Genomic DNA, 18,626 nt, shown 5'->3' with positions numbered 1-18,626 from the left:
TTTGCGGCGTGTAGTATCGCTGTGTGTGGCAAACCCCCGACGTTTAACAGGCTAAAGCAGTACCTTCATGTTCAATATCGCCAATCAACTCACCCTAGTTAGAATCGCATTTATACCCCTACTAGTGGTGGTGTACTACTCCCCGTTTGAATGGCGATTTCTTACCTCCGCAGCGCTGTTCGGTCTGGCAGGTATTACCGACTGGCTGGACGGATATATTGCACGCAAATACAACCTCACCACACCGTTTGGTGCTTTCCTGGACCCCGTAGCAGACAAGCTCATGGTCGCGGTTGCACTAGCGGTGCTTATTCAAAGCCACTCATCCGTGTGGTTCACCCTGCCTGCCACCGTCATCATCTGCCGGGAGATTGTGATTTCCGCATTGAGAGAATGGATGGCCGAGTTGGGCAAACGGGCGAAAGTCGCAGTCTCTATTGTTGGCAAAGTTAAAACCACACTGCAGATTATCGCCATTGTGGTGTTGCTGATGGTCGACCCAAAAGGCCATTACTGGATCAATGTTGTGGGATATATCACCCTTTATGCTGCCGCGATGCTGACGCTGTGGTCGATGTTCGTATACTTACGCGCAGCCTGGCCCAGCCTGAGAGGGCACGAGTAGGGCTGCCAACCTGGAAAGTCCCGTTTAAAAAGTAGCCAACCTACTGAATTAAAAGAAATTTTAGTTTTGCGCTAGGATTTCAGAATGGAATCCTATACAATTCGCGTCCCTTACGACGAGGAGTAGATAAAACCCGTCGAAAGAAGGAATAAGACGGTTGCTCGAACCGGTGTACACCGAGACCCCGTTACACGAATCGAGAGTAAAAGTTTATGAGGCGCGGTGGCAGAGTGGTCATGCAGCGGACTGCAACTCCGTGTACGCCGGTTCGATTCCGACCCGCGCCTCCATTATAAAAGCAGCGTGCATTGCAGACCGCACGCCGCCGGATGGCCGGCCCGTACGATTCCGTACCCGCGCCTCCATTACAAAAGCAGCGTGCATTGTAGGCCTCTTGCCGACGGAAGGTCGTTTTAGCACTTCCGATAGATCTAGCTTGCTAATCAAGCAAGCTAACAAAGAAAGCCCAACGGGCTGAACTTACAAACCCGTAAGCCAGAATCTTTAATGGCTTTATCTAGCCCGGGTGGTGAAATTGGTAGACACAGGAGACTTAAAATCTCCCGACCGTTTAGGTCGTGCCGGTTCAAGTCCGGCCCCGGGCACCACCTCCTCAACTTTTGTTAGGTCCCTTCAACTCGGCGGTTAAATGTTACTTCGTAGCAACCAAGCCGGACTAATCCCGTCTGCTCTTTTTGCACGCTTCGCTTTTTTTAGTGCTGCAGCCGCTTGAGCCCAGCCCCGGGCACCACCATCCCCAACTTCTGTTAGCAACCTTCAGCATAACTCCAAAATTTTACTCCGTAGCAACCAAGCCGGACTAATCCAGTCTGCTTTTTTTATACGCTTCGCTTTTTAGTGCTGCAGCCGCTCAAGCTTGCGCTTGAGCCCAGCCCCGGGCACCACCGCTCCTAGCGTCACAAGTAAGCATCTCCTCACAAAATCTTAAAAAATCTCCCTAAATTGCATATTGCACACCGGCTGCTCACCATTTGGATGCCACCGCTCAAGATTTCCGTTTGAATTGCATAAATCCGCAAGTTTTTACCTGTAGCCCCATTGCTGGCCCGCTAAGGAATCGGTTGATATAACTACGAAAGATCTAGGGCAAATGAGATGGTATGGTTTTGATTCTCAAGGTAATCCAAGGTTTGCGTCGGCACAAGGCTACCCCTGGAACAAATTTCACAATGTAGTCCGTTAAAATATTTCTGAAGTCCGTGGGTTTTATGCAGTGGCCAGGCTGCCGTGGAAGCCTATTACGATTGGGAAAAGCGGCCAGGGTCGAAGCTAGAATTCTCAATTTTGCAGCCCTATCACCGCATTAAGGCGCTGTTCAAGCGGACCAGATAGAGCCTTGGCAGCTGAGAAATGATGAAAAAATTGCGTGGAGAGGGCGTTCTGATCAGGCCGTTACATGGGTGAGCGCCGAGAGCTGATGCAGTGGTGGGCAGATCTTTTTTTGATGCTTCAAAGGCGCAAGGAAAGCTGGTGCCGATCAAGTGGCGAAGAGAAGAAGCCTCGTGAAGTGAAATCAACAAATTATTTGTCAATCAGGCTGTTAAATTTCGCCGCCTATACAACGATCAAATATCGCTTGAAGGGGCGCGTAATCGCAGTGAACAGAGGCGATATTCGCATTAACCCATTCCTCTCTGTCGACATGGTTCCAGGAGATTTCAAAGCCAGTATTAATGACAATATGCTCAAAAAGAATACGTTGAGCTCGCCCATTGCCGTCACGAAAAGGGTGGATCATATTTATATCGCCATATAACTCGGCGACATTACTTATCAGGTCTTCGCGGTTCAGTTCGGTAAAATTATTGAGGGCGTTTAGATGAGAAAAAAGCTTTTCAGCTTCAGGCACAACTCTGATTACTGAACAAAAACGTGTTTCACCCTTACTGATATCAACACTTCTTATTGCGCCTGCCCAGCTGTAAATATCTGCAAATAGGGTGCGGTGTATTTCTTGTAGATAAGCCAGATCGTATGGAGGGGGAGAGAATTCAATTTCAGAGGCAGTGATCGAGCTGATTTCTTTTTCAGCCTCTTCGAGTAGGTCCTCATCTTCAATATTTAATAAATTTCTGAGTGCGGATGTCCCCGGGTAACAAGCAGGGTCATCGCCAGTACCATACTTATCAACCATTAAGTTTAAGCTTTCGCTGTTTTTGCGTATTTTGCGAGGACTTTAGCTTTAGAAGATGTCGTTTTAGAGGGAGAGCTAGAGACTGTAAAACCTTCAAGCTTGAGGCTTGCACGGTAGTTACTGGATCGGCTTTTTCTCGCATAAGCCTTTTTGGCCTCGAGGGATACTGTTCTCATGTCTGACTCGCTATATTGAACCCAGCATTTCGTATAATCTTAGCATATTGCCCAATACATGACATTCTTTTCTGATTTGATTGATATAACTTAACGTGTTGATTTTTAAGGGTATTTTGCTTGTCGGATAAGCGTGGTGTAAGCGGGCGAGCTACGGAAAATAGGCCCGTGTCTGTCCGCTAGCCCGAAGGCAGCTGGCATGTGTTCAATGATAGCTGCGGTGACAGTCGTCAGAATGACTTGGGTCAGCGCCGCGAGATGATGCAGTGGCGGGCGGATTTTTTGGATGGTTCTAAGGTGCAGGGAAAGTTGCTGCCGATAAGTGGGAAAATAATGGGTCGTAAAAGCAGGCTATGACAAATCCCCGGTAAGATGGCGACTTGGAAGCATTCGCTCATGTAAGATCCGGAATACCTCGATACCGTTTTCGCAAACACCGTAATAGATGAAATGGGATTCAACCCGCTTGAGTAGGTAGTGAGGTCGATGTGGGTCGAATGATTTTCCACTGCCGGGATTGGAAGCCAACTCGTTGAACATCGCCTCTATAGCCCGAACATAGTTAACTGCACGACTGAAGCCAAAGCGCTCCACACTATAATCAAATATCACCTCCAGATCAGAATCGGCCTTTTCGTGGACGAAAAATGAAGGTGTATCAGGCATCGTGCTTTTTCTTCATCCTTTCAATGAATTCATCGGCGCTCCAATTTTCAACAACTGGGCTGTCTTCTCCTTCTTGAAGCAGCTTTCTTAGCTCTGCAAGCTTTGAAGAGGCTTGTTGCTCTTGCAATAACCGAATACCAGCACGTATCACCTCGCTCTGGCTGGCAAAGTCACCAGATTTAATAAGCCCTTCAATGAAACCGCCTTGTTCGTCGGTTGGTCTGAATGTAATGGTGTCAGCCATAGGTTACCTCTATAGAGCGTAAGAATATGTCTTACCGAACTTTAGCTAATCCGAAGGCAGTTGGCAAGCGACCATTAGCAGCTGTGGTTGTAGTTGGTAGAATTGATAAGCTGATATTATCAGGCGCGGCAGGTCATCTCAGTCAATTAATCTAATCGCTCTAACACATTGAAATAAAAGGAGATACTAAAATATTATCTTCGAGCGACTGCCGTATATCTGCAATCCATTCACTCATTCTCCTTAAAAAAAGCATGGCAGCTAAGTCACTGAAAGGTAAGGTTAAATACTGGAACAACCGGTCGAAGTGCTCGGTATTTACGCCGAAAGATTTTCTGGATCTTTCGGGCAGAGATCAGGTTGGCCGCGCTTTGCGCCAATTGGTTCTAGCGGGCGAGCTAATTAAGTTCGGGCGAGGTTTGTACGCAAAAGAGAAGCGGTCCAAGCTCACAGGCAAGATCATTCCAGTAAAGCCCATACCAGAATTGGCTAAAGAAGCCCTCACCGAAAAGCTAAAAGTGACAGTGGTCCCCACCATAGAAACAGAAGCTTACAATGCCGGTGAATCAACTCAAGTTCCTACTGGTCGAGTAATTGCAGTTAAGGCGCGGGTTTCGCGCAAGATGGCTTTTGACGGTAAGTCTATAAGATATCGATATGTTGGAACGAATGATAAGCCTGCTAACTAGCCTTAAACTTAGTTTAAATGTTAGCGGCGGTTTAAAATAATCTACATTTCGGTACTCAGGGCACCCAAAATAAAGAAAAAATAAACCGCTTTGCATGCTTCAGGGCTATGTGGCCAAAAACAGGAGCCGCGAAAACCTCACACAATCCAAAGAAAAACGTTTAGCTGGCTACCGGCATCAACTTGAGAAAATTAAAGAATATTTTGCTGCTTAATCCTGATGCTATGTTCAAACAAGGCCTGCTTTAAAAGAGAGTACCGCTCATTATCTTCAGGCCATTGTTCGGTCTCCCGCGAAAGCAACTCCAAAAATAAGGCGACGCCTTTTTCTTGTCTATAAATAGTCGTCGTGCGTTTTGATTGAATCAAGGCGAACTCCCGCTGGTGAAAAGTATTCAGACAACTCGGATTTTACTTCGTCAGTAAAGGCAATTGTTCCAGTAGTACTTTTTAGAAATAGCATGATGACCTCCGTCAGATTGGGTTGCATATATTCTTGTTTGGTTAACACACTCCAGAACGAAATTTGGAGATACAGTCTCCGAGATCATAATGCTCGCCTACCACCAAATCCACAAATGCAAGTAGCTAGACCTCACATAAGGCCAATACTAAGAACTCAAAAAATCCCCTTACTATTGGCCTTATTCTATTTTTACACGTTTTGATACAAACAAAGCGCAGAATTTTGCCACTAACACCTTGTTTCAAAAGAACAAAAACCCAGCAACCAAAAACGCCTCTCTTTTAAAACGCGGATTAAAACAAAAATTTATTTGCGAAATTTTTCAATCGAAACGACATTCCCGGCACCATTACAAGGTGCCTTAACATCAGTATCGGCATCATTACTATCAACCTTGGAATTCTTAGCAAGCTCGTCCAACAAAGCAAACATCGCCTTAGGCGGCCAGATGCAATCTTTCACACCCTTCACCGTGCAAGTTCGGTCTGCCAGCCAGGCCCCGGTTCGGTAAGCACTAATATCCTTGAGGGAGGCATTGTCGTACCAGAGCATATGTTCAATATCCCCTGCCATGTGGTTATCTCAAGGGAAGGAGTGTATGCCGGAGTTTGAAGGGATCAAACCCGGCGCATGGTGCCCTGTACAGATCTGTTACCCCCAGGATGGGGCGTATGCCGAAATCTGGTAAGCAAGTTTGCATGCCAGCTACCCAAAGGCGAATCACCAGTTGCACGAGCATCGGCATTTACCAGTTTATTGGTCAGTATGCCGCTCTCATCAAGGGGCAACTTTGCGAGCAGCTTTTTGGTTGAGTGAATTTTAATCATTTGTTTCAGTACGCCATAAATACCAGTGTATTTTAAGGTTTTAAGCTGCCGCCACCTACGTAAACAACGCAAATGGAGTAGACTAATTATTGATCGCTTTGGCGCAAAAAAATCGCATTTCGTGCCCAAACTTCACCCAATCAACTCTGAGCCGCCCAAACCCCGCCAAAAGTACCACATAAATCCTTGAGGCCTGCCCAATATTTCCCTATTGTCTCACTATTCACAGAGTACCCAAACCATGATTGATGAAATATTAACCATCGACGAGGTGGCCGCCTACCTCAAGCTGGCCAAGAAAACTGCCTACCGCCTGGCGTCAGAGGGCAAATTGCCTGGCTTCAAGGTTGGGGGGAGTTGGCGGTTTAAGCGTGCTGATGTAGAAAAATGGATAGAACAAGCAAAACGGAAGGAAGCAAAATGATTCCAGACTTTCAAAGCTGCATGCGCCCTTTGTTGGCCTCCGTAAGCGATGGGCAAATACATCGATTTAACGAATCTTTCGAACAGGTGTGTATGCACTTCCAGCTCACCGAAGATGAGCAAGCGGAAAAGCTCCCTTCCGGTAAACAAACGATTATTCGTAACCGTATCGCCTGGGCACGAACTTACCTAAATAAAGCGGGGTTATTGACGGCGCCAGGGCGAAGCCAATTACAAATAACGGATAGAGGCCAAGCTGCGCTTCAACAAGAACCCGAGCGCATAGATGTTCGTTTTTTAAAGCAGTTTCCAGAATTCGTTGAGTTCCACACTGCCAAGCCAAAAGCGAATAAAACTGTCGTCGTCGATGACAACGACACTGAAGATACTGACCCAACCGAGCGCCTTGAAGAAGCCTACAGCGAAATTCGGCAAGAGCTTATTGACGAAGTTCTTCGAGCCGTTAAACAGCAATCCCCACAGTTTCTAGAAAAGCTGGTGGTCGAACTAATGCAAGCAATGGGATACGGTGGCTGGAGTAAAGAATCCGGACAAGCAACCCAATACACCGCAGACGGCGGCATCGATGGCTTAATCAATGAAGATCCTCTAGGGCTCGACACCATCTACCTCCAAGCAAAACGCTATGAAGATAGCACCATCGGACGCGAAGCTATCCAGGCTTTTTCTGGCGCGCTGGATATGCAACGCGCTCACAAAGGTGTCTTCATTACCACGTCTAAATTCAGTAAAGGTGCGCTGGAATACGTGAGCATGATTCAGAAAAAAATTATTTTAATTGACGGCGCAAAACTCGCGACACTGATGATTAAACATAACCTAGGTGTGTCGGTAAAAGAAACTTACGAAATCAAAGCGCTGGATACAGACTTCTTCAGCGAAGACTAAAGCGAATAAAAATGACAAAAGAGCATCAGATAGAAGAGAAACTAATTTCGAAACTGGAAGAACTTAAATACAGCGTTCGTCCAGAAATCCGGGACAAAGATAGCCTTAAGCAGAACTTCCGCAAAAAGTTTGAAGCATTAAATCGTGTCAACTTGTCCGATGCTGAATTCAATCGCCTCCATGATGAGATCATCACAGCGGATGTCTTCCAAGCCTCTCAGGCACTACGTGAAAAGGGTAAATTCACCCGTGAAGACGGTACGCCGCTGGAATATACCCTCGTTAACATCCGTGAGTGGTGCAAGAACGACTTTGAAGTGATTAACCAGCTGCGTATCAACACGGATAACAGCCACCATCGGTACGACGTCATCCTGCTGATCAACGGTCTGCCACTGGTGCAGATTGAGCTTAAGACTCTCCAAATCAGCCCACGCAGGGCTATGGAACAAATCGTTGAGTATAAAAACGATACTGGTAACGGCTATACCAATACACTGCTGTGCTTCATGCAGTTGTTTATCGTCAGTAATGGTAACGATACGCGCTATTTCGCCAATAACCGCAAAGAGCACTTCAGCTTTAATGCCGATGAGCGCTTTCTGCCTATTTATCAGCACGCTGACAAGAGCAATAAGAAAATCGCTCATTTGCACGACTTTGCTGATGACTTCCTAGCCAAATGCACCTTGGGTCAGCTGATCAGCCGCTATATGGTGTTGGTACAAAGCGAGCAGAAAATGCTCATTATGCGCCCCTACCAAATCTATGCCGTAAAGGCCATTGTAGATGCCATTCACCAGAACCGTGGTAATGGCTATATCTGGCATACCACTGGCTCGGGTAAAACACTCACGTCGTTCAAAGCTTCCACGCTACTGAAAGATAACCCTGAGATTGAAAAGTGCCTGTTCGTGGTCGATCGTAAAGACCTCGACCGCCAGACACGCGAAGAATTCAATAAGTTTCAGGAAGGTTGTGTTGAGCAAAACACCAATACCGAAGCGCTGGTGCGCCGCATGCTATCGGAAGACTATGCCGACAAGGTGATTGTCACCACCATTCAAAAGCTCGGTTTGGCGCTGGATGAAAACAGCAAGCGCAACAAAGCGCAGCAGAAAAACGGCAAGCAAACTTACAAAGAGCGCTTGGAGCCACTGCGCGATAAACGCGTGGTATTCATCTTTGACGAATGCCACCGCTCACAATTTGGTGAAAACCATAAGGCTATTAAAGAATTCTTCCCGAAAGCACAGCTATTTGGTTTTACTGGTACGCCCATTTTTGATGAAAACTCTAGCTATCAGCAAGTCGATGGCAACCTGGCCTCATTCAAAACCACGGAAGACATTTTCGAGAAAGAGCTGCACGCCTATACCATCACCCACGCCATTGAAGACAAAAACGTACTGAGCTTTCACATTGACTATTATGGGAAGGACGATGGCAAAGGTGGTCAAACCAAGCCCAAGAAAAAAGAGCTGCCACCACCTGAAGCAGTGGTAAAAGCCATCCTCGATAAACACGACAGCGCCACGAATCAGCACCGCTTTAATGCTGTGTTAGCGACAGCATCAATCAATCACGCCATCGAGTACTTTGAGCTATTTAAAACGCTACAGGTACAAAAGCAGGCGGAAGATGAGAAAGCTGGTAATAGTTTCGAGCCATTAAATATCGCCTGTGTATTCTCGCCTCCAGCCCAAATTGCTAAAGAGAACGATGGTAACGGCACTGGCAGTGTAAACGGCAACAAGAATGCAGCGGATATCAAGCAGCTTCAGGAAGACCTGCCCCAAGAAAGTGCCGACAACCAGGTTGAGCCCGAAAAGAAAAAGGCAGCCTTGATGGCGATTATTGCCGACTACAATGCGCAATACGGCACCAATCACACCATTAACGAATTCGATCTTTACTATCAGGATGTGCAGCAGCGTATTAAAGACCAAAAGTACAGCAATGCCGATTACCCGCGTAAAAACAAAATCGACGTTACCATCGTGGTGGACATGCTGTTAACAGGTTTTGATTCCAAATACCTCAATACCCTGTATGTGGATAAAAACCTAAAACATCACGGCCTTATTCAGGCCTTCTCGCGCACCAATCGTGTTCTGAACGACACCAAGCCTTGGGGCAACGTACTGGATTTCCGCTATCAGGAAAACGAAGTCAACGCAGCAATTGAGTTGTTTTCTGGCGGTGCGAAAGATAAAGCTCGTGAAATCTGGTTGGTCGATCCGGCCCCTAAAGTCGTTGAAGCTTTCCAGAAAAAGGTTGATGAATTACAAACCTTTATGGAGTCCAAAGGCTTAACCTGCGAGCCATCCGAGGTGCACAACCTAAAGGGCGATACGGCCAAGGCAGAGTTTATCAACCATTTCAAAGAAGTGCAGAAGCTCAAAACCCAGCTAGAGCAATACACCGATCTGGATGAAGCAAGCAAAGCCACTATCGAGCAAAAGCTGCCAACAGATACCCTGCGTGGCTTTAAAGCAATTTACCTCGACACGGCTATGGAGCTAAAGCGCAAGCAAGGTAAAAGTGACGATAACGAAGAGGCGGTGGAGCAACTGGAATTTGATTTGGTGTTGTTTGCCTCCAGCATTATCGATTACGACTACATTATGGGGCTGATTGCCAAGTCCACTCAAAGAACTGGCAAGCAGAAAATGACGCGCCAGCAACTGATCGACTTGATCAGCGCTAATGCCAACCTGATGGAAGAACGCGAAGACATTATTGCCTACATCAATAGCCTGAAGGCAGGTGAAGCGCTAAATGAAAAGCAAATCCGCGAAGGCTACCAATCCTTTAAAGCGCAGAAAGCCGCGCAGGTATTAACGCAAATAGCAGAAAAGCACGGGCTCAAAACTCAAGCGCTGCAAGCTTTTGTAGGCGGCATTTTGGATCGCATGATCTTTGATGGCGAGCAGCTGACAGATCTGCTCGCACCCTTGGAGCTCGGTTGGAAAGCGCGTCGCGTGGCAGAGCTAGCTTTAATGGAAGATTTGGTGCCTTACCTGCAAAAACAGGCCGAGGGGCGAGAGATTTCGGGATTGGATGCGTATGAGTAAGCAAAATAAAAGTTTGGTTCCAGAGTTTCGGTTTCCTGAATTTGAAAATGAAGGTGGTTGGGAACGCAAGCCAATTGGAGATGGTTTTAAAAGAGTTACCAATAAAAACACAGAAAACAATCAAAACGCGCTGACCATATCAGCGCAACAGGGTTTGGTCAGTCAGTTGGATTACTTCAATAAGAAAGTGGCAGCTAAAGATTTAGCTGGCTACTACCTTATGCACAAAGGCGATTTCGCTTATAACAAAAGTTACTCCCAAGGTTATCCAATGGGAGCAATAAAACCTTTAAAACTATATGAGAAAGGCGTCGTATCAACTCTTTACATATGCTTTCGGGCCAACAGAGGCTTCTGTAATGAGTTTTATGAGCAATATTTTGAAGCAGGGATGCTAAACCAACAAATTGAGAGTATTGCTCAAGAGGGTGGCAGAGCCCATGGATTGCTAAATGTAAGTGTTAAAGAATTCTTTAAAGATGTAGATATACTGGTTCCAACGATTGAAGAGCAACAAAAAATCGCCGATTGCCTTACCTCCATTGATGAGCTGATCACGCTGCACACCCAAAAACTCGATGCCCTCAAAGCCCATAAAAAAGGCCTGATGCAACAACTCTTTCCCATCGAAGGTAAAAAAGTACCTAAGATGCGATTTCCTGAGTTTCGAAAGGCTGGGGAGTGGGAAAAATGTGCGTTAAGCGACGTCGCTACTATAAGATCAGGGTCTACCCCTTCGAGATCCAATCCAGAATTTTATGAAGGTGGTGACATACCTTGGGTAAAGACAACAGATTTAAATAACTCATTCATTACTGTTACCGAAGAGTGCGTAACGTCTAAGGCAAAGGTTAAAATCAACGCCATTGGCTCAGTATTGGTCGCAATGTATGGGGGCTTCAAACAAATCGGCCGCACTGGAATGCTGAAGGTCCCTGCAGCTACTAATCAAGCACTCTCTGTATTGAATGTTGATCGCAAGCAGGTTGCTCCAGAATATGTGCTCGTGTGGTTAAACGCTAAAGTTGGATTATGGCGAAAAATAGCTAGCAGTAGTCGGAAAGACCCTAATATAACGGGTTCTGATGTATCTAAGTTTCCTATTTCCTTTCCTGAAATCGGTGAGCAACGCAAAATCGTAGACTGTATTTTCTCTGTCGAAGAAATGATTTCTGAGCAAAGCGAGAAGATTTCTAGTCTCATTGCCCATAAAAATGGCCTAGTGCAAAAGCTCTTCCCTGTCATGGATGATGTTGTTTAATGAGTGATAAGCCAAAAGTATACAATTACAAAACTCTTCGAAATGTCGCTACGCGAATAAGAGACGATTTGCGTCAAAATGATAATGGTGGCGTCGATTTCGTGCAGCTGTATGCCTATAACGGCACAGGAAAGACTCGCTTATCGATGGAGTTTAAGGAAGCAGGAAAACGTAAGCGAGGGCAAGACAGAGATACTCTTTATTTCAATGCGTTTACCGAAGATTTGTTTCATTGGGATAACGACCTTGTGGGCGATGCGAACAGGGTGTTGCAGATCAATTCAGACTCCAAGTTTTTTGAAGGCTTCAAAGAGCTATCCCTTGAAGAAAAGATTTTTGACTACCTGAAGCGCTATAGTAATTTCGATTTTAAGATTGATTATAACAACTGGAATGTCACTTTCAGCAAGTTGGTAAAGAACCCGCGCTTTCGTCCAGATTCCGAAGAGCCAGAGACGATCGTGCAAGACAACATAAAGATTTCGCGCGGTGAGGAAAATATATTTATCTGGTGTGTGTTTCTGGCGATTTGTGAACTGGTTATAGATGGGTCAGAAGCCTACAGTTGGGTGAAGTATTTTTATATAGACGACCCTATTTCATCATTGGATGACAACAATGCCATTGCCGTAGGCTCTGACCTAGCGAAGCTATTAAGGCGTTCAATTGGCAAGGTGAAAACGGTTATATCGTCGCACCACAGCTTGTTTTTTAACGTCATGTGTAATGAGTTAAAGAAGCAGTCGCATAAATCCTATTTTATCTACAGCCGTAATGGTGATGGCTATAGCCTTCAATCCACGACAGACACGCCGTTTTTTCATCATGTGGCCATGCTCAGCGAACTAAAGAAAGCCGCTGATGCCGGTAGGCTGTATGCAAACCACTTTAATGTGTTACGCGGGGTGTTAGAAAAAACTTCCGCATTCTTCGGTTTTAAGGATTTTTCAGGCTGTATTCACGGTATTGAGGATGAGGTGCTTTTCTCCCGCGCCTTAAACCTGTTAAGCCATGGGGATTATTCATTGTTTGAACCTAAAGAGCTTACCGAAGACAACAAACAACTTTTCAACAGCATTCTGAATGGGTTTCTGGAGCGATACACCTTCGATTTGCCCAGTATCCATGCCTAAAGTAGATAATTAACATGACCAAAGAACAACTCAATCAGCTTGGTAAAACCCTTTGGGATATCGCTGACCAATTACGCGGCGCGATGAACGCCGATGACTTTCGCGATTACATGCTGTCTTTTCTATTCCTGCGTTATCTTTCTGATAACTACGAGCAGGCAGCCAAAAAGGAATTGGGGCGGGACTACCCGAAACCAGAGAAAGATGACCGTCGCGCACCTCTAGCAATCTGGTATCAGAACAACCCAGCTGATATTGCCGACTTTGAAAAGCAGATGCGGCTTAAAACTCATTATGTAATTGAGCCAGCGTTTCTGTGGAGTAGTGTGGCCGAAATGGCACGTACTCAACATACTGATCTGCTGGACACCTTATGGAAGGGCTTTAAGTATATTGAAGAGAAGTCCTTTAACAGCACGTTTCAGGGTTTGTTCTCGGAAATTAATCTGCACTCTGAAAAGCTCGGCAAAAAGCCTGCTGATCGCAATGCCAAGCTTTGCGCCATTATTCAAAAGATCGCAGAAGGTATTTCTCAATTCAGCACCGACACCGACATTTTGGGTGATGCTTACGAATACTTGATCGGCCAGTTCGCCGCAGGCTCGGGCAAAAAGGCGGGAGAGTTCTACACGCCTCAGCCGATCTCCCAGATTCTGTCTGAGATTGTCACACTCGATAGCCAGGAACCTGCAACGGGTAAGAAGAAAAAGATCAAACAGGTACTGGATTTTGCCTGTGGCTCAGGTTCATTGCTGTTGAATGTGCGCAAGCAGCTTGGCCCTCATGGAATTGGCAAGATCTACGGGCAAGAAAAAAATATCACCACCTATAACCTTGCCCGCATGAACATGCTGTTGCATGGGGTAAAGGATACTGAATTTGAAATTCACCACGGTGATACCTTAGAGAATGATTGGGACATTCTCAACGAGATGAACCCTGCTAAAAAGATGCAGTTCGACGCCGTCGTCGCCAATCCGCCTTTCAGTTTGCGCTGGTCGCCAACAGAGGCGTTAGGTGAGGATTTCCGCTTCAAGAACTACGGTCTTGCTCCCAAATCAGCGGCTGATTTTGCCTTCTTACTGCACGGATTCCATTTCCTAAGTGATGATGGGGTTATGGCGATTATTCTACCGCACGGTGTGTTGTTCCGTGGCGGTGCAGAAGAACGTATTCGTACCAAGCTGTTAAAGGATGGTCATATCGATACCGTCATTGGCCTACCTGCTAATCTGTTCTTTTCGACAGGCATACCCGTTTGTATTCTGGTGCTCAAACGTTGCAAGAAGTCTGATGACGTACTGTTTATTAACGCCGCAGAACATTTCGAGAAAGGCAAACGCCAGAACTATCTGGAAGATGAACACATCGCTAAAATCATCGATTGCTATCAGTTCCGCAAAGAAGAAGAACGATATGCCCGTCGAGTGCCGATGGATGAGATTAAAAAGAACGATTACAACCTGAATATTTCTCGTTATGTAAGCACAGCTAAACCTGAGGAGAAAATTGATTTAGCAAAGGTGCATAATAGTCTCGTTGATCTTGAGGGTGAGATTAAGTTGGCCACCAAAAAGCACAACAAGTTTTTAAAGGAACTGGGGTTACCCGTTCTGCCTTAAAGACAGGCGTTTCTACCCTATGAGCGTAAACCACATTCCAGACAAGCGTACCTACGCCTTCCACCAAAAAGCGGCAGAGATTCTGCGTGCTTCACCCGACCGGCTTGTTGAGGTGAACGATGTTTTAAGTCACTGGAGAACCATGTCTGGAACCCAGGCCGAAGGCTGGGCTGAAAAGTGGCAAGAATTAATCAAGGATTTAAGTGCAGCAGAGATTGCAGATTTAATTTGCAAACAAGGAGAAGAAATGGATTTTTATCGCAAAAGCAGTCCATTTGCTTGTTTGCTATCAGATGAACAGCGTATGAAGATAATACGGAGGTTTAAATACGATCATGAATGATGGTGATAAGGCGAGGGGAACTATGAATTACCGGCTGTTTTTTGCGGTTTGTTTGCTTTTTTTTACATGCCTTATGTCATGTGGAAAGCAGACATCACCCAAAGTTGACGGCGGCCCTGAGATTTATTCGGTTAGTGTTGATACTTATACAAACAAAGGCTTAGAAGTAGCGCACCCGGCTGATTGGGCTTTACTACACGATGAACCGGGTATTATCGCAGACCGTACGGTTGCATTTGAAACGCCAGAGGCCTCTCGCATTACAGTGTTCTTCTATAAAAGTGAACGCCGCACGTATTCTGATTTGGCGAATGAGCTGGAGAAACAGCTTCGATTGCCAAATGGTAAAGATGTGAAAAGCTTTAAAAGAGAAACAATAGAGCTGGGAGACTATAAGGGCCTAAGACTTAGCTGGATAAGTACCGGGCTGAGTGAAACAAAGAACGAAGCCACCATTCTACGCCTACAGGCAAAGCCTTACCCGGTATTGGTGCAGTTTCATCTATTCGATGAGGATATAGAAACGCAAAAAAATAACCTTGTCCCATTTATGCAGGGAATGTCATTTAATTCACAGGGAGTAAACCAATGAACAATCAAGATTCAGGCTACGATGGCGCTTTAATTAGCGAGCTGGGTGTAAAGCGCTATTTGAAAGGGGTTAAATCTCTAGGGGTTTCCAATATCAATTTTTTTCTTAGAGGTGCTGCGCTGGAAAAGGCTTGGCAGGAGTGCAACTTTGGCTGCCACGGGCCAAGTTATCGTAGCTTGAGGCGGCCCTCCACTAAAAGCGAGCTGTTGCTGCCACTGGATAATATTTCTCCCGCACTGGCAGGACTAGTAGACGGTGTGCAGCACCAAACTTTCGGCCAAGTTGATCGATTGGCTGGCGGTGTTCAGCGTACAGCAGAAGGCCTACATGCAACAGGCGCAGACAATTTCGCCAAAGTCGGTGATGAAAATTATGCAGCTTATTCCTTTGCCAAAACAGCTTTAGAGAAATTAATAACCTTTGAAATTAACATATTGGATAACCCAATATCTCAGATTGCGATGGCGGTTGTGTCCGAATATGTAAGTGTGCTCCCTGAGTGGCTGCTGGAAGATAGCTTAAAGCAAGGGGCTTTAAAGTTTCCAGAAAAAATAGATACGCTTTGGCTTATTAAAGCGCTCTCAATAGGAATTATAGAGAATACTTCCCAGGAAGATCTTGCTCAGGCGGTAAAGCTGCTTAATGACCCGACTCAACGTTTTTTAGGAAAACAGTTGGGTAAAAAGCTGGCAGTTGCTATGAGTTATGCCATTGCCTCGATGGTCACCAAAAAGCTAATCGCACAAAGTGCAGAAGTACCAGGCATAAAAAGAGATTTAGTGAAGATTCGCAAAGCGGTAAAACCCTTAAAAGGCGGTTTGGGCGGCACGTTGCTAACATTACTGGGAACACAGGGCCACTTGGATAAGGCCGCGCAAGCAAGTCGGCGCTTAAAGAACTCCAGCCCGAGACTATGGAATATTCTTCGGTTCAAGCTTAATGGCGCAAATATGGTGTATTTTCTGGTTGAAAATATGCTGAGTGAGTATGTTGATCGTTTATCGCTGTTAGAGCGCAATCCAAAAGAGTTTGCAAAAGTTATGGCTGCGCTAGTGAAAGACAAACAAACACCCGCAATTTTCTTTCCGGGTATTCATGCGTAGTCGTTTGTACTACAAAGAGATCGGCGTCATCGATATAGAAGCCAGCGGCTTGTATTTCGACTCTTAGCCAATCGAAATCGCGGTTAGGTTAAGAGGTGAGTGTAAGTCTTGGTTGGTTAAGCCAGAGCCAAGTTGGCAATACTGCTGAGAGCATACACGGTATTACTCGTGCAGAATTGTTGCGGGACGGTTTGCCTGCTATAGAGGTTGTAAAGCAACTAAATACTTTTTTAACAGAATCTGATGTTGTTCTCTACAGTGATGCTCACCGATGGGATGGTGATTGGGTGGATACGCTTTATTACACGGTAAAAGTAGATAAGCTGTTTTACTTAGTCTCCATTTATGACCTCATTGGTAATGACAAAGCTGACCAATTCGACAAGCATTTTTCACGAGTCGCTGAATCTGGAAAATACCGACACCATAGAGCGGCAGATGATGTGGAAATGATTTATAAGGCGTACTATCAGATTATGGGGTAGTCTTACAAAGCCAATACGCATTTATTTTCTATCGGCGTATAATGGTGACCAATGTCGCAAAACGGCAGATTCGTGCTCCAACCCGTCTGAAATGCTGGTATCAGTGTTGGTATCTAGCGAAAAACGAAACCCACCAAACCCAGCTAAATCAAAGCCTTAACCCACTAATTCAAGTCCGGCCCCGGCACCATCATAATGAATTTCCATTAGCTAACACCTTGCTAAACCAATAGGTCTGTACTCCGTCGTAACCAAGCCGGACTAATCCGGTCTGCTCTTTTTTTACGCTCCGCTTTTTTAATGCTGCAGCCGCTCAAGCTGGCGCTTGAGCCCAGCCCCGGCGCCACCATCCCCAACTTTTGTTAGCAACCTTCAACATAGTTCCAAAATCTTACCTCGTAGCGACCAAGCCGGACTAATCCGGTCTGCTCTTTTTGTACACTTCGCTTTTTTAGTGCTGCAGCCGCTCAAGCTTGCGCTTGAGCCCAGCCCCGGGCGCCACCATCCCCAACATCTGTTAGCACCTTCCAACATAGCGACAAGATTTCACTCCGTAGCAACAAAGCCGGACTAATCCGGTCTGCTCTTTTTGTACGCTTCGCTTTTTAGTGCTGCAGCCGCTCAAGCTTGCTCTTGAGCCCAGCCCCGGGCACCACCATCCTTAACTTCTGTTAGCAACCTTCAGCATAACTCCAAAATTTTGCTGCGTAGCAACCAGGCCGGACTAATCCAGTTTGTTCTTTTTATACGCTTCGCTTTTTTAGTGCTGCAGCCGCTCAAGCTTGCGCTTGAGCCCAGCCCCGGGCACCACCATCCCCAACTTCTGTTAGCACCCTCCAACATAGCGACAAGATTTCACTCCGTAGCAACCAAGCCGGACTAATCCAGTTTGTTCTTTATATACGCTTCGCTTTTTTGGTGCTGCAGCCGCTCAAGCTTACTCTTGAGCCCAGCCCCAGGCACCACGCGCGAAAGCTTGTGAGAAGGTCGCTCTCCCGGCGGAGAGAATCTGTTTGAGAAAATTCAAGCCTCACCGCTTTAGTGTAAAAGCTACGTGTGTACGTAAGCGTGTTGAACTTGGCAGATCGCTATCGAAGGATAATTGACGCATATAAGGCTTAACAAAAGGATCAGATGAGGCTTGTAGTGCTTACGATTAAATGTTGATCGTGTTGCATTTTTTCTTTCACAGCGGTACAGATTTTTGATCGGAGTAAAGCATGAATATTACGGTTGTAGTTGCAGCAAACACCTTCCAACTGTCGAAATTATTTTCGAACTAAAGACCGAAAAAACACACCTCGTATGTTTAAATTGATTCATTTTGGCTGTACAGAATTTGGTTGCTTTTGATTCATCTGCAGCTGGGAGTAGGGGTGCGATGTTAGTCATATTTCCTTCCGCGTAAGCTGATCGAAGTTTTGATAATGATCGCGCCTTAAGTCAGATTCAGTTCGGCAGGCTTTTCCAAACCAATTCAATGTAATGAATACCCTATTTTTAATGGTCGGACAGGAGTTCGATGAATATGTTGTTAATTCAAAATTACTCTCGTTAATGTGTCGGTAAGCGGATAGACAGGCGCCGAGCTGGCCGCCGAATCCAGGCAGGCTGGTGGAGGATTGAGAAAGTAAGCCTCGTATTTTCAATATTAAATTTAAAAATGGGAGAGGGCATGCTTACGGCATGATAAGTGCACAGGCGCCGGGAAGCTTGGTATTGACATGATCTCATAATACAAATTTGATCCTTTTCAGGAAACAAGGTCTAACTATTTATCGCTAGCTCGTTGTTTCAGAAAAATAAATAGCGCCGTAGAAAAAGCGTAACT

At 45.7% G+C, this 18,626-nt stretch carries 18 protein-coding genes and 2 tRNA genes; 14 read left to right on the top strand and 6 right to left on the bottom strand.

The features are described from left to right. Positions 1-67: 67 nt before the first annotated feature. The 3 genes from pgsA to TERTU_RS10620 all read left to right on the top strand — a co-directional run bounded on the left by pgsA (position 68) and on the right by TERTU_RS10620 (position 1,233). Positions 68-625 (top strand): CDP-diacylglycerol--glycerol-3-phosphate 3-phosphatidyltransferase, encoded by a 558-nt coding sequence (gene pgsA / locus TERTU_RS10630; protein WP_015820064.1) that lies wholly within the window; start codon positions 68-70, stop codon positions 623-625. A 216-nt stretch (positions 626-841) separates the two neighbouring features. Continuing rightward, positions 842-915 (top strand) — tRNA-Cys (locus tag TERTU_RS10625). A 230-nt stretch (positions 916-1,145) separates the two neighbouring features. Further along, a tRNA-Leu gene (locus tag TERTU_RS10620) sits at positions 1,146-1,233 on the top strand. 953 nt (positions 1,234-2,186) lie between these two features. Here the strand turns inward: TERTU_RS10620 and TERTU_RS10615 are convergent. The 4 genes from TERTU_RS10615 to TERTU_RS10605 all read right to left on the bottom strand — a co-directional run bounded on the left by TERTU_RS10615 (position 2,187) and on the right by TERTU_RS10605 (position 3,866). Beyond that, positions 2,187-2,780, bottom strand: a complete 594-nt coding sequence (locus tag TERTU_RS10615; protein WP_015819797.1) for a putative adenosine monophosphate-protein transferase Fic — start codon at positions 2,778-2,780, stop codon at positions 2,187-2,189. 5 nt (positions 2,781-2,785) lie between these two features. Continuing rightward, positions 2,786-2,956: a YhfG family protein gene (locus TERTU_RS22470; protein ID WP_086012132.1), complete on the bottom strand. Its 171-nt coding sequence runs from the start codon at positions 2,954-2,956 to the stop codon at positions 2,786-2,788. 351 nt (positions 2,957-3,307) lie between these two features. Beyond that, positions 3,308-3,622 (bottom strand): type II toxin-antitoxin system RelE/ParE family toxin, encoded by a 315-nt coding sequence (locus tag TERTU_RS10610; RefSeq protein ID WP_015819119.1) that lies wholly within the window; start codon positions 3,620-3,622, stop codon positions 3,308-3,310. Next, on the bottom strand, positions 3,615-3,866 hold the full coding sequence (locus tag TERTU_RS10605) for a type II toxin-antitoxin system ParD family antitoxin (protein WP_015820318.1): 252 nt from the start codon (positions 3,864-3,866) through the stop codon (positions 3,615-3,617). The genes TERTU_RS10610 and TERTU_RS10605 overlap by 8 nt, the downstream gene beginning before the upstream one ends. Before the next feature lie 254 nt (positions 3,867-4,120). Between TERTU_RS10605 and TERTU_RS22205 the strand changes: the two genes are divergently transcribed. After that, on the top strand, positions 4,121-4,555 hold the full coding sequence (locus TERTU_RS22205) for a DUF6088 family protein (protein ID WP_015818940.1): 435 nt from the start codon (positions 4,121-4,123) through the stop codon (positions 4,553-4,555). Positions 4,556-4,746: 191 nt separating this feature from the next. Here TERTU_RS22205 and TERTU_RS22010 read toward each other — a convergent pair whose 3' ends face one another. After that, positions 4,747-4,923 (bottom strand): hypothetical protein, encoded by a 177-nt coding sequence (locus tag TERTU_RS22010; protein WP_187148794.1) that lies wholly within the window; start codon positions 4,921-4,923, stop codon positions 4,747-4,749. A gap of 403 nt (positions 4,924-5,326) precedes the next feature. Continuing rightward, positions 5,327-5,593 carry a hypothetical protein gene (locus tag TERTU_RS10590; RefSeq protein WP_041590201.1) on the bottom strand — a complete coding sequence of 89 codons (267 nt, stop codon included), beginning with the start codon at positions 5,591-5,593 and terminating at the stop codon, positions 5,327-5,329. 495 nt (positions 5,594-6,088) lie between these two features. On the opposite strand from TERTU_RS10590, the gene mads1 reads away from it, so the two are divergent. The 10 genes from mads1 to TERTU_RS10535 all read left to right on the top strand — a co-directional run bounded on the left by mads1 (position 6,089) and on the right by TERTU_RS10535 (position 16,795). Beyond that, the gene (gene mads1, locus TERTU_RS10580; RefSeq protein ID WP_015818229.1) at positions 6,089-6,271 is read left to right on the top strand and encodes a methylation-associated defense system helix-turn-helix domain-containing protein MAD1; all 183 of its coding nucleotides are present in this window, start codon (positions 6,089-6,091) and stop codon (positions 6,269-6,271) included. Next, positions 6,268-7,179, top strand: coding sequence for a restriction endonuclease (locus TERTU_RS10575; protein ID WP_015817615.1), 912 nt, complete (start codon positions 6,268-6,270; stop codon positions 7,177-7,179). The genes mads1 and TERTU_RS10575 overlap by 4 nt, the downstream gene beginning before the upstream one ends. Positions 7,180-7,190: 11 nt before the next feature. Further along, a complete protein-coding gene (locus TERTU_RS10570) occupies positions 7,191-10,256 on the top strand; it encodes a type I restriction endonuclease subunit R (RefSeq protein WP_015818980.1) in 3,066 nt (1,021 codons plus the stop codon). Further along, positions 10,249-11,517, top strand: coding sequence for a restriction endonuclease subunit S (locus TERTU_RS10565; protein ID WP_041590199.1), 1,269 nt, complete (start codon positions 10,249-10,251; stop codon positions 11,515-11,517). The genes TERTU_RS10570 and TERTU_RS10565 overlap by 8 nt, the downstream gene beginning before the upstream one ends. Beyond that, positions 11,517-12,650 (top strand): AAA family ATPase, encoded by a 1,134-nt coding sequence (locus TERTU_RS10560; RefSeq protein WP_015820153.1) that lies wholly within the window; start codon positions 11,517-11,519, stop codon positions 12,648-12,650. The genes TERTU_RS10565 and TERTU_RS10560 overlap by 1 nt, the downstream gene beginning before the upstream one ends. Positions 12,651-12,664: 14 nt before the next feature. Further along, positions 12,665-14,272 (top strand): type I restriction-modification system subunit M, encoded by a 1,608-nt coding sequence (locus TERTU_RS10555; protein ID WP_015819495.1) that lies wholly within the window; start codon positions 12,665-12,667, stop codon positions 14,270-14,272. Between the two features lie 19 nt (positions 14,273-14,291). Then, positions 14,292-14,615 (top strand): hypothetical protein, encoded by a 324-nt coding sequence (locus TERTU_RS10550; protein WP_015817647.1) that lies wholly within the window; start codon positions 14,292-14,294, stop codon positions 14,613-14,615. Further along, the gene (locus TERTU_RS10545) at positions 14,608-15,207 is read left to right on the top strand and encodes a hypothetical protein (protein ID WP_228378136.1); all 600 of its coding nucleotides are present in this window, start codon (positions 14,608-14,610) and stop codon (positions 15,205-15,207) included. Before TERTU_RS10550 ends, TERTU_RS10545 begins: the two co-directional genes overlap by 8 nt. Beyond that, positions 15,204-16,310, top strand: a complete 1,107-nt coding sequence (locus TERTU_RS10540; protein WP_015819828.1) for a hypothetical protein — start codon at positions 15,204-15,206, stop codon at positions 16,308-16,310. Before TERTU_RS10545 ends, TERTU_RS10540 begins: the two co-directional genes overlap by 4 nt. Before the next feature lie 95 nt (positions 16,311-16,405). Beyond that, positions 16,406-16,795, top strand: a complete 390-nt coding sequence (locus TERTU_RS10535; protein ID WP_015820956.1) for a 3'-5' exonuclease family protein — start codon at positions 16,406-16,408, stop codon at positions 16,793-16,795. Positions 16,796-18,626: the final 1,831 nt, after the last annotated feature.

Origin of the sequence: Teredinibacter turnerae T7901 (assembly GCF_000023025.1) — a bacterium.
Lineage (GTDB): Bacteria > Pseudomonadota > Gammaproteobacteria > Pseudomonadales > Cellvibrionaceae > Teredinibacter > Teredinibacter turnerae_B.
Note: the sequence above shows the minus strand (reverse complement) of the source record. Positions and strands in the feature narration are given on the sequence as shown.